General features: G+C 48.3%; 12 protein-coding genes. 1 reads left to right on the top strand and 11 read right to left on the bottom strand.

Annotated elements, in window-relative coordinates:
- The 11 genes from BUA83_RS10655 to motA form a co-directional block, all read right to left on the bottom strand.
- Nucleotides 1-393, bottom strand: a 393-nt coding sequence (locus tag BUA83_RS10655; protein WP_144340534.1) for a sodium ion-translocating decarboxylase subunit beta, incomplete at its 3' end; no start/stop codon positions are given.
- Nucleotides 394-444: 51 nt separating this feature from the next.
- Nucleotides 445-792 (bottom strand): OadG family protein, encoded by a 348-nt coding sequence (locus BUA83_RS10650; protein ID WP_072936273.1) that lies wholly within the window; start codon nucleotides 790-792, stop codon nucleotides 445-447.
- 43 nt (nucleotides 793-835) lie between these two features.
- Nucleotides 836-970 (bottom strand): OadG family transporter subunit, encoded by a 135-nt coding sequence (locus BUA83_RS12780; protein ID WP_072936272.1) that lies wholly within the window; start codon nucleotides 968-970, stop codon nucleotides 836-838.
- A 397-nt stretch (nucleotides 971-1367) separates the two neighbouring features.
- Complete coding sequence (glmM, locus tag BUA83_RS10640; protein ID WP_072936271.1) at nucleotides 1368-2726, bottom strand: phosphoglucosamine mutase; 1359 nt, start codon at nucleotides 2724-2726, stop codon at nucleotides 1368-1370.
- A gap of 82 nt (nucleotides 2727-2808) precedes the next feature.
- Complete coding sequence (locus BUA83_RS10635) at nucleotides 2809-4425, bottom strand: NAD(P)/FAD-dependent oxidoreductase (RefSeq protein ID WP_072936270.1); 1617 nt, start codon at nucleotides 4423-4425, stop codon at nucleotides 2809-2811.
- Nucleotides 4426-4492: 67 nt separating this feature from the next.
- Entirely contained in the window at nucleotides 4493-5422 is a 930-nt protein-coding gene (locus BUA83_RS10630; protein ID WP_072936269.1) for a CdaR family protein, read from the bottom strand.
- Entirely contained in the window at nucleotides 5419-6276 is an 858-nt protein-coding gene (gene cdaA / locus BUA83_RS10625) for a diadenylate cyclase CdaA (protein WP_234988323.1), read from the bottom strand. The genes BUA83_RS10630 and cdaA overlap by 4 nt, the downstream gene beginning before the upstream one ends.
- Before the next feature lie 119 nt (nucleotides 6277-6395).
- Nucleotides 6396-7940, bottom strand: coding sequence for a bifunctional ADP-dependent NAD(P)H-hydrate dehydratase/NAD(P)H-hydrate epimerase (locus BUA83_RS10620; RefSeq protein WP_072936268.1), 1545 nt, complete (start codon nucleotides 7938-7940; stop codon nucleotides 6396-6398).
- Nucleotides 7937-8320 carry a holo-ACP synthase gene (gene acpS, locus BUA83_RS10615; protein ID WP_072936267.1) on the bottom strand — a complete coding sequence of 128 codons (384 nt, stop codon included), beginning with the start codon at nucleotides 8318-8320 and terminating at the stop codon, nucleotides 7937-7939. Before acpS ends, BUA83_RS10620 begins: the two co-directional genes overlap by 4 nt.
- A 64-nt stretch (nucleotides 8321-8384) precedes the next feature.
- Nucleotides 8385-9155, bottom strand: coding sequence for a flagellar motor protein MotB (locus BUA83_RS10610; RefSeq protein ID WP_072936266.1), 771 nt, complete (start codon nucleotides 9153-9155; stop codon nucleotides 8385-8387).
- Between the two features lie 3 nt (nucleotides 9156-9158).
- Nucleotides 9159-9935 carry a flagellar motor stator protein MotA gene (gene motA / locus BUA83_RS10605; RefSeq protein ID WP_094756598.1) on the bottom strand — a complete coding sequence of 259 codons (777 nt, stop codon included), beginning with the start codon at nucleotides 9933-9935 and terminating at the stop codon, nucleotides 9159-9161.
- Between the two features lie 283 nt (nucleotides 9936-10218).
- Here motA and BUA83_RS10600 point away from each other — a divergent pair, with 283 nt between their 5' ends.
- Complete coding sequence (locus BUA83_RS10600; RefSeq protein WP_072936264.1) at nucleotides 10219-11109, top strand: LysR family transcriptional regulator; 891 nt, start codon at nucleotides 10219-10221, stop codon at nucleotides 11107-11109.
- Nucleotides 11110-11198: the final 89 nt, after the last annotated feature.

The raw sequence follows: 11198 nt of genomic DNA, 5'->3' as shown, positions 1-11198 counted from the left end.
GAGGATCATAGCGCCGGCAAGTGCGATGAATACACCGAACTGTGCTGCAGCACCAAGAAGCATCGTATCAGGGTTTGCAATCATCGGACCGAAGTCCGTCATTGCACCGACACCCATGAAAATAATCGGTGGGAAAATTTCGTAAGCAATACCGAAGTGAATAGCCATCATGACGTTCATTTCGTCCATGAAGCCTGTCTTCGGGAAATTAGCCATGATGCAGCCGAATGCAATCGGCGAAAGGAGCAGCGGCTCGTACTCTTTGACAAATGCCATATAGAGCAGGAAGCAGCCGACCAGCATCATGATAACGTTTCCGCCCGTCAGGGCCTGGAAACCACTGTCGTTCCAGACAGATGCGATGGAAACAACAAACGCATTCCAAACTTCCATTCTGATAATTCCTCCTTGGACAGCCTGTCTAAAAAAAGACAGCCGTCGTTTTTAGCAAACCGTATTGTTGAGTGCCACAGCACGGGCATTGTTCTTCCAGACCGAGCTTTCAATCGGGCGGACTGTAACAATACGTGCTTCGCTGTCGTACGCTGCAACAGCTGCCGCGATTACGGCGATAACTGCGCTGTTGTCTGCTTTCGGAGCAGCTGCCGGTGCAGCCGCAGGAGCAGCAGCTTTAGGTGCCGCAGCCGGTTTCTTTTCCTCTTTGGCCTTTGCTGTCGGGTCACAGAGATGGATAAGACGAATCATTGCACTCAAGCCCATCAGCACAGCGAAAACTATCGTCATGTTGATAAGCATGATGATGAATGGATTCGTGGTAACCGGATGTCCCATTTAAAATCACCTCATTTTTTGCCATTTGGGAAACTGGCAGGTTTTACTTGCTTTCTTTTGTCGGGTCAGCAATATGGATCAAACGAATCATCGCACTCAGTCCCATCAGTACCGCAAACACGATTGTCATATTGATGAGCATGATAATGAACGGATTCGTTGTCACCGGATGTCCCATACTTCTCACCTCTCTTTCTTTGCAAAAGGAGCATGCCGGGGAGTAGTGCTTCCACGTGCAAGTACCTTATGCTCTGCCGCTCCGCATCCGACAGGAGGCATCCGGCATTTATCCTTTTTGGAATATTGCAGGCAAAAGCATGCGTCTTCTGCTTATCCCACAATACAAGATTATTTTATACCGTACTGGTATTAGTGTCAACGAAATTTACAGATAATTTAAGCATTATAGATATTTACACTTTAAGGATACTCTGGCATAAATATTCCTTATATGGAATCATTATGCCGGTACAAGATATTGTTTAATATTACTCTCATGCATTTCCTTTCCGTTTTGGGAATATTAGTGATATAAAAAAGCCCCCGAATCAACGGGGGCTTGTAGTACTTCAGGATTACTTTCCGAGCTCAGATTTGACTACATCGGCAATCTTATTACAGATAGTATTAAGTTCGTCTTCATCAGGACCTTCTGCCATCACACGGATAAGAGGTTCTGTTCCGGATGGGCGCACGAGAATACGGCCTCTTTCACCAAGGGCCTGATTTCCTTCATCTATTGCTTTTGTAATGGCTGTATTTTCCTCCCAGCCTTCCTTTGTTCCGACAGTAACATTGATAAGCACCTGCGGATAGCTTGTCATCATACCGTTCAGCACGGAAGCCTTCTTCCCGCTGCGTTTTACGGCAGAAAGCACCTGCAGTGCTGTTATAAGGCCGTCGCCTGTTGTAGCAAAATCAGAGAAAATAATGTGGCCTGACTGCTCTCCTCCGAGGCAGTGACCATTCTCAAGCATATTCTCCAGCACGTAACGGTCGCCAACCTTGGTGACCTCAACCTTTCCGCCTGCAGCCTTGACAGCCTGATGGAATCCGATATTGGCCATGACAGTTGTTACGATTGTATTGTTTGCAAGCTTTCCCTGCTTCATACGGTCGAGTCCGCACATAACAAGAATATGGTCGCCGTCGATGACGTCGCCCTTTTCGTCCACGCAGAGGCAGCGGTCAGCGTCTCCATCATGAGCTATTCCGAGATCAGCCTTGTATTCCAGCACTGCCTCCTTCAATGACTCAAGATGTGTCGAACCGCAGTTGTCATTTATATTTGTCCCATACGGAGCAGCATGAATAACAGTGAGGTCAGCACCAAGACGGCGCAGGACCGCCGGCATAACCTCATAAGCCGCGCCATTTGCGCAGTCAAGAACGACCTTCATTCCGTCAAGCTTTACATCCGTTGTAGAAAGAACATATTCCATGTAATGCTTTACGAGGTCGTGTCTGAACTCTACTGTACCGATATTTCCGCAGCTTGGGCGGTAAAGGTCGTCATGCATTTCAATGTGGCGAACGATGCTTTCAATCTCATCCTCTACCGCGTCAGGCAGCTTGTAGCCGTCTCCGCCGAAGAATTTGATACCGTTGTCATAATAAGGATTATGTGAAGCCGAAACGACAATTCCGGCTTTCATGTTCATTGACTTGGCAAAATACGCAATTGCCGGAGTCGGGACAATGCCTGCAACAATAGCACGTCCACCTGCAGAAGTTATTCCCGCAGAAAGAGCCGATTCAAACATTGTACCCGAAATGCGGGTATCTCGACCGATGATAATAGACGGCTGTTTGTCGTCCTCAGATTTTTCGCTGAAATAAAGCGTAGCTGCACGTCCAAGACGGTATGCAAGCTCCGGGGTAAGCTCCAGATTTGCTTCTCCGCGGACACCGTCCGTGCCAAAAAGTCGTGACATTTGAAAACCTCCATGTGTTATCTCCCATTTCTGCCTTCTTTGGAAGAGCTATGGGATTCATTCAAACTCAAATGCTGTCATTCTATATAGTATGCCCACTTTTTTTCAAAAAAGCAAGTGCCGTATTAACTCCATCTACAGCAGCACTCATTATGCCGCCTGCATACCCTGCACCCTCGCCCATCGGAAAGAGTCCGGGTGTAGACACAGATTCGTATGTATCCCTTGAGCGGACTATGCGGCATGGTGCAGAAGACCGCATTTCTACTCCTGTCATAGGTGCTCCGGCATCATCAAAGCCCTTTATTCTTCGCCCGAAGTACGGCAGCGCATCAAAAAGCGTTTTCGCTATAACATCAGGCAGGCAGTCCCTCAGATCACAGGCCGAAACTCCGGGGCGATAGGACGGAGCAGTAAGGAAATCACAGCTTCCCTTCTTGCCGGAAAGGAAATCTCCCACAGTCTGAACCGGTGCCCTGTAATCGCCGCCTGCTATCTGAAACGCAAGGGATTCGTATTTTCTCTGAAACTCAATTCCGCCAAGGACATCGTTCTTAAAATCCTCCGGTGTCACCTGCACGAGAAGTGCCGCATTAGCTGTACCTGAATCGCGGGCATAAAGGCTCATTCCGTTGGTCACCACGCGTTCCTTTTCCGATGCAGCCGCTACAACCTGACCTCCCGGGCACATACAGAACGAGTATGCTCCGCGTCCGGTATCCGTATCCTTGAACGTCAGCGCATAGTCGGCCACAGGAAGCTTATCATTTCCAGCGTCCTCTCCATACTGGCTTCTGTCTATAAGCTCCTGTGGATGCTCTATGCGTACTCCTGCCGCAAAAGGCTTTGCTTCCATAGCGACATTTTTGCCGTGCAGCATGTGGTATGTGTCCCTTGCCGAGTGGCCGATTCCAAGAAGCAGCGCCCTAGTTTCAATCCTTTCGCTTCTATTTATAATAACAGCATTTATTCCGTCAGCTGTTGTTTCAATGTCGGTAACCTCTGCATTAAAACGTATTTCACCGCCAAGACGTTTTATCCGTTCCCTTATATTTTTTACAATACCGCGTAAAAGGTCAGTTCCGATATGGGGTTTATGAAGATACCGTATTTCCTCAGGCGCGCCCTCTTCAATGAACACGTCCAGAATATCCCCCATTACAGGGTCGCTGATTCGCGTAGTAAGCTTCCCGTCAGAAAAGGTTCCTGCTCCACCCTCTCCAAACTGCACATTCGTAGATGTATCAAGATTTCCCTCACTCCAAAATGCTTCTATCGCACGCTGACGGGTATCCACATCTCCGCCGCGTTCCAACACAAGCGGAGCACACCCTGCTTCGGCCAAAAGAAGTGCCGCAAACATACCTGCCGGGCCAAAACCTACAACAATAGGGCGCTCTGAAGGAACGCTTACGGCGCGTGCACGTTCAAATACCGACGGAACCTCCTCCGGTGCCTCAGAAATGTTTTTGTCCCTCCTGCACCGCTGCAAAAGCTTCCTGTCTCCCTGCTTCACATCTACGTCAACAACATATACAAAAGAAATCGGAGCACCCCTGTAGCGTCTTGCATCGATTGTCTTACGTACTACGCGCAAGCGTGTAAAATCGGACATATCGGCATGAAGACGGCTTGCTGCAGCCTGCATAAGCTCCGTATCGTCATTCAACGGAACGGAAAGGTTTGAAATACGTATCATAGACTTCCTCCACATAAGAAGAGCACAGCCCCCGGAATTTCAAAGAGGCCATGCCCGCCTAATCATTTTATTCTTTTTCTATTTCAATATTCACAAATACCATCCGATTTGTAACTGTAATGCCATCCGGCAGATTCAGCAATACAGCCTTGCGTGTTGTCTTAGTGAGTTCAGACAACGCAATCGGCTCAGTTGTCAGCGACGCAATCTGGCTGAGTGCAGAGGATTCTCCGGCAATTTCAATACGTGCCGGCTCAATCCTTGCGGATTTTATCATGTATCCGGAAGGAAGCGTACCCTCAAACAGCGGCTTCACATCAACAATCTTCTTGGAAAGACCTCGTGCCAGCTGTACATGAACACTTACATTCTTGGGAACTACGTGAACATTTTCTATACCGATTCCGTCATCCCCGATAGCCGTAAGCGGTACAGTCAGATCAAAGTCAGTATCACCCGACTTGGAGAATCCGACATAGCCTACCACCTGTGCCACATTTTTCACAGCCGAGCTTGGACCCTCGACAGTGACCGCAGACGGTTCCGACGAAATACCGGCTACCGCCATATCCTTTGGTATCTGCCCACCGCGAATCAGAGTAACCTCCATCGTGCGCTGCACAATCGGATCAATGGTAACCTCTACAGTCTCCGGAGATATTTCAACAGCCTCAACGCCCTGAGGGATTACCGTATGAATCTTAACCTTATGAGTCCCCGGCTCAACTCCGTTCAAATTGACAACTGCCTTCAGATCATCCTCATCAACGGCAGCTATTGCCGATCTTGCACCGCGCAGCTTAATCCTGACAGATTCCTCAGCAATTTCTACCTTGCTCCCCTCCGGCGCATTCAGCATCGTCACCGGAACCCTGTAGCTAGTATCAATCATCGGATTCTGATCCTGCATAACGAACGACCAGAGAATAACGGCACCAATAAGAGCCAATATCTTAACAATCGGCTTTCTGCGAATAAGGTTCAGAAACCAGTTCATTTCTTCATCCTCCAGTTCGCTACAATTTCTTTAATGGAAACACTTTCCTGCTTAAAGATAGGACGCAGATAGGAACGCAGCTGCTCAGGGTCAAGTGAGCGGACTATACGGCCTTCCTCGCACACAGACACAATTCCCGTCTCTTCACTCACGACGACGACCAGCGCGTCGCACTGCTCAGAAAGACCAATAGCAGCGCGGTGACGTGTACCGAGCTCAGATGAAAGGGAATGATTGTCCGTCAGAGGAAGAAGGCAGCCTGCAGCAATCAGGCGCTTGCCGCGAATCACAATAGCACCGTCATGCAGCGGTGTATTCGGAATAAAAACATTCATGAGAAAATCCGCCGTAACGAGTCCGTCAATCTGAATACCCGACGCGCAGATATCATTCAGTCCCATCTCACGCTCAAGTACAATAAGAGCGCCTATCTTCTGTTTTGAAAGGCGGAACACGGCACTCTCCAGCTCCTTTACAAGAGAACGTGCCTCTTCATCATTTAAAAATACCGATTTGCCAAAAAAACGGCCCTGTCCCAAATGCTCAAGAGTGCGGCGAAGCTCAGGCTGAAACACAATAGGAAGCGCGACAAAGAGCAGTGTCACAAACTTCTGAAGCATCCAGTATATGGCATGGAGTTCCATGAGATTAGCGGCCATCGTAAGAACCATCAGAACAATCAGGCCCTTCACAATGGTTATGGCACGCGTGTCCTCGAGCATTTCATACATCTTATAAAAAATAATTGCAACCAAAAGAATGTCGAGTACATCTAACGGACCAATCGTCATGAAAATCCCTCTTAGCTGCCCCGGCAGCATAAGGGATGAAAAAGATACATCCGAAACATCCATAAACAACAACTCCAAAATAATCTATAATAAAGGTATTCGCCTTCTATAAAATCCTTGTTAAGGTTACGGGAAAAAAATGAAAAAACAGTGAAGCAGCGGCAAACCGGCTGCGCCATGCATCAATTGCCGTTAAGATTTTTTCTTACCTGTGGAAGCTTTCGGAGTATGTCTCCTGCAAGCAGTCCCTCACCGTTCTCTTCGGCAGCGAGGTCTCCTGCCGCTCCGTGCAGGTAAACGCCCAGGAGAGGAGCATTTTCAGGGCCGGCTTCCTTTATAAGACCGGCAACCGTGCCTGCGAGCACATCCCCGGAGCCTGCCGTTGCCATCCCGGCATTTCCCTTTGAAGTAAAATAAACCCTTCCGTCAGGATATACCACAATGGTGCACTCGCTTTTTACAATCAGGATTACATTCCAATCGGCAGATGCTCTGCGGCATGTAGCAATCAAATCCTTCCGAAGCTCGGAAACCTTTATTCCAAGCAGGCCGGCCATCTCCCCAAGATGAGGAGTCATTATTACAGTCTGCGAAAGGCCTTTCAGCTCCTGGGTGAAGCCCTGCCATGCATAGAGTCCGTCAGCATCAATAACTGTCGGCTTATCAACCGCTTTTACAAATTCACGTACCAGATGCATTGTCTGAGGATCGCGGCCAAGGCCCGGTCCCACAAGAACCGCATCTGCGTCAGCCGCCTGCTTTTTGAGCGGCTCCAGCGCATCGTCGCCAAGGACTCCGGGGCGAAGCTCCGGCAATGCCCGCACCATAACCTCCGTAACCTTCATCGCCAGCACAGCCGTAAGGCTGTTCGCCGTGGCAAGAACAGATATGCCTGCACCTGCGCGCAAAACTGCCTCCGATGCCATTGCAGCGGCACCTGTCATTCCACGTGACCCTGCAACAACAGCAACATGCCCGCAGCTTCCTTTATAAGCATCCATGGCACGTATCGGCATAATGAGCCTTGCCGTTTCCTCATCAAGATATTCCTGCATGATGCCCTTATCCGTCAAAAGCTGCGGCGGCAGACTTATATCATCAACCACGAGACGCCCTGTGTGCGCTGCCCCAGGGCAGAAAAACTGACCTGTCTTCGGAAGACCGAAGGTGACAGTTACGGAAGCATTTACTGCCGTATCAGCTTCTCCCGTATCCGCATTGACTCCGCTTGCAATGTCTATAGAAATCACAGGTATTCCTGCATCATTAACAATACTGATAGCCTTTTCATAGTTTTCGGTGAGCTTTCCCTTGAAACCGGTTCCCAAAAGGCCGTCCAATGCCGCATCGGACAGTCCGAGCCACAGACGCAGCTTATCCCAGTCCTTCTCCTCTTTCATTTCGTAAACAGGAATTTCAAGTGCACGGCAAATATCAAAATTCTGTTTTGCTTCCTCTGAAAAATGTGATGTACTGCCAACGCAAAAAACCGCTGTCCTTACGCCATGATTAAAAAGATGCCGGGCAGCCGCAAAAGCATCTCCGCCGTTATTTCCGCTCCCTGCCAATACGCACACAGTCTTTGCCTCAAAGCCGTCCATAACCTCTCCGGCAACACCCATAACGGCACGTCCGGCATTTTCCATCAGAATATCAGAAGGAATATGATATTTTTCCGCAGCAAGCTTATCCATTTGGCGAATTTCTTCAGACAGTGCAATTTTCATTGGCTTTTCTCCTCCTCAATGCAGCAGCTGGCCGCCGCATATTCCTTTACATGAGTCATTGAAATTGATATTCCCCTTACTCCTACGGTCTCCGCATGCCGCTCAAACCCCCCGTGCAGCGTTACCTGCGGACATCCCGCATCATCATTTATAATTTCGATATCAGTAAGAGCTCCACCTGAAAACCCTGTCCCCAGTGCCTTCACAACGGCTTCCTTCGCTGCCCAGCGTGCGGCATAGGATGCACCACGGCCCCTGCCTCTCGCATCGCAGTATTCCTGCTCTTTTTTTGTATAAACCGTATCGATAAAATGCTGCTTTTGTATCGCCTTTTCCACACGTTTGACCTCAACAAGATCAATACCCGTACGGATGTGCATACATCTCACCTCAAAAATAATAAGGGGTTGTCGTTTCTTCAATCGACAACCCCTCAGATTCCTTTTATTTTGCTACTAAGGTACCTTCTGCCATCTTGAAGCTCCGATTGATCATAATTTCGACGCGGCGATTCTGACTGCGCCCTTCCTCTGTTTCATTTGACGCAACCGGACGATATTCACTGTATCCGAGCGCGCTGAAGCGTGCCGGATTCAGATTCCGGTTCGATGCCAATAAGAACTTCATGAAATTCAGTGCACGGGCTGAGCTGAGCTCCCAGTTCGACGGGTATTGTCCTGTTGAAATAGGAACATTATCCGTATGACCGGAGATAACAACATTCTCCGGAATTGCCGCCAAAAGACCTGCAACAACAGGCCCCACAAGCTGAGATTCCGGTACAAGCTCCGCTGAACCCGACGGGAAAAGTGCCTTTTCCTTGATACGAATCATCAGTCCGTCCTCAGTCAGCGATGTCTGAAGACTTCCCTCAAGATGATTTTCCCTGATATAATTATCCATCTGACGCTGAACATGCTGAAGTGTTTCATTTTCAGCTATGTACGCGCCGTTGCCGTTATCATCACCCGACTGGGAAGAACCACCTGCGGTATACATGAAAGCAGGACCCACACCCGGGAAAAAACCTGCACCGCCGCTGAATGCCATATGAAAAGCATTTCCCATCTGCTGAACCTTGTTCTTATCCATAGCACCCATACAGAACAGGCAGAGGAACAACGCGAACAGCAGCGTAAGCATATCTGAATACGGCAGGAGCCAAGCCTCGCCTGCTTCTTCTTCGTGAGGCGGCGGAGTTTTCTTTCTTGCCATATATTAACCCTCCTTCTTCAAAGCTGCACGCTCTGTCTGCGGAATGAATACCATGAGCTTCGCCTCGATAGCCGTCGGCGAATCACCGGCCTGCAGTGAAAGGATACCCTCAATAATCATGCGCTTGAGTCCGATTTCCTCCTCAGACATGACCTTCAGCTTGTTTGCAATCGGCATCCACATAACATATCCTGTGAAGATACCGAGGAACGTAGCGATAAATGCGGATGCGATAGCATGACCGAGCTTATCAATATCGTTCAGGTTACCAAGAGCAGCAATCAGACCGACAACGGCGCCCAAAACGCCCAGCGTAGGTGCGTATGTACCTGCCTGGATAAACAGTGAACGGCCCGTCGCATGACGCTGCTGCATAACAGAAAGCTCCGCGTCAAGAACGTCGCTGACGAACTCCGGATCCATACCATCAATAACCATTCCAAGACCTGTACGGAAGAACGGATCCTGAATATCCTGTACCTTGCTCTCAAGAGCAAGAATACCTTCACGACGTGCAATCTGGGAAAGCTCGATGAAAAGCTCCAGAAGCTCAGCCTTCTGCTGGCCCGAAGGAGCATTCAATGTTTTCTTGATCAGCTTCGGGAATGTCGACATATGCTCCATTCGAAAACCGATAAACAGACACGCAAACGTACCGCCGATGATAATCATGTATGCAGCCGGATTGATCAGCGATGAAAGCGGTGCACCTTTTACGACCATTCCGACGAAGATAGATATAATCGCCAGAACAATACCTATCAATGTAGCCTTTTCCAAAATATGTCCTCTCCTTTTCCCTGATACTTCCTATTGGAAAGTAGTCTTCCATGACTATATTCAAATCATATACACTTTTATTATTCCATAAAAAGTTAAAAAATCCTACCACATTGACACAAAAAAATTTATAAAAACAAAATTTCAGACTAATATCCTATCTTTCTTATTTCGCATTTCAATCTTACTATAAACTATTTTGTTTTAATTATTCATGCTACCACCTTTCATTAAAATATGTTATAATTGAATCGAAGTTTTAAACCTTGGGGTGTATGAGTATATGAAAAAAATTCCCGTAGAACTGCGCCAGCTTGAATACTTTCAGATGGCAGCAAGACTAAAAAACTTAACACGGGCAGCGGAGCGTCTGCATGTATCCCAGCCGAATATCACCGTAGCGATTAAAAAACTTGAGTCCTCGCTCGGCATTCAGCTTTTCGACCGCAGCCAGAAGCAGCTCTCGCTTACGCCTGAGGGATCCGTATTCCTAAGCCGCGTGGATGTGGCTCTGCGCAACGTGCAGGATGCTCTTATCGAAATCGATGATTACAAACAACTGCAAAAGGGAACTATCCGCATCGGCATCCCGCCAATGATCGGGTCCTTCCTGTTCCCACGTATCTACTGCGATTTCCGACGCCAGCATCCAAACCTTGCCATCAACCTTTTTGAAGAAGGGTCCAAGAAGGCAAGGGAAAAGCTTGAGGAGGATGAGATTGATTTCGGCATCGTCATCATCTCGGATCCGTCGCCGAAGCTGTCCGTGCTTTCTATGGCTACGTGCCAGCTTGTTGTCGGTGTTCCGGTCGACCATCCCCTTGCAAAGAAATCCTCAATTACACTTGAAGATTTCGCCGATGCGGAAAGCATATTCATGAAGGAGGGTTCCTTCCTTCGGTCACAGATTCTTGAGAAATGCCAATCCCAGGGACTTGAACCGAATATCATAATCGAATCGAATCAGATTGAGACCATCAAAGGTCTGGTTTCCTCCGGTGCAGGCATAACCTGCCTTCTCGACTTTGTCCTTGAGAACACACCGGGCATCAAGGTGATTCCGTTCAGGGAACCGCTTTTCTACGACCTCGGTCTGGCATGGAAGAAAGAACGCTATGTTTCCCACGCGGCACAGGCATTTATTGATTTCTGCCGCGATCAGCTTATCCGCTGATTTGTTTCCTGTACTTAAAAGCGCTGCTTTATGCGGCGCTTTTTTTGTTTCATTTCTTAATTTTCTCCTTGCAAAATCATAGCACTATG

This window comes from Schwartzia succinivorans DSM 10502 (assembly GCF_900129225.1).
In the GTDB taxonomy this organism is placed as follows: domain Bacteria; phylum Bacillota; class Negativicutes; order Selenomonadales; family Selenomonadaceae; genus Schwartzia; species Schwartzia succinivorans.
This window is presented reverse-complemented; position numbering and strand designations above follow the sequence as displayed.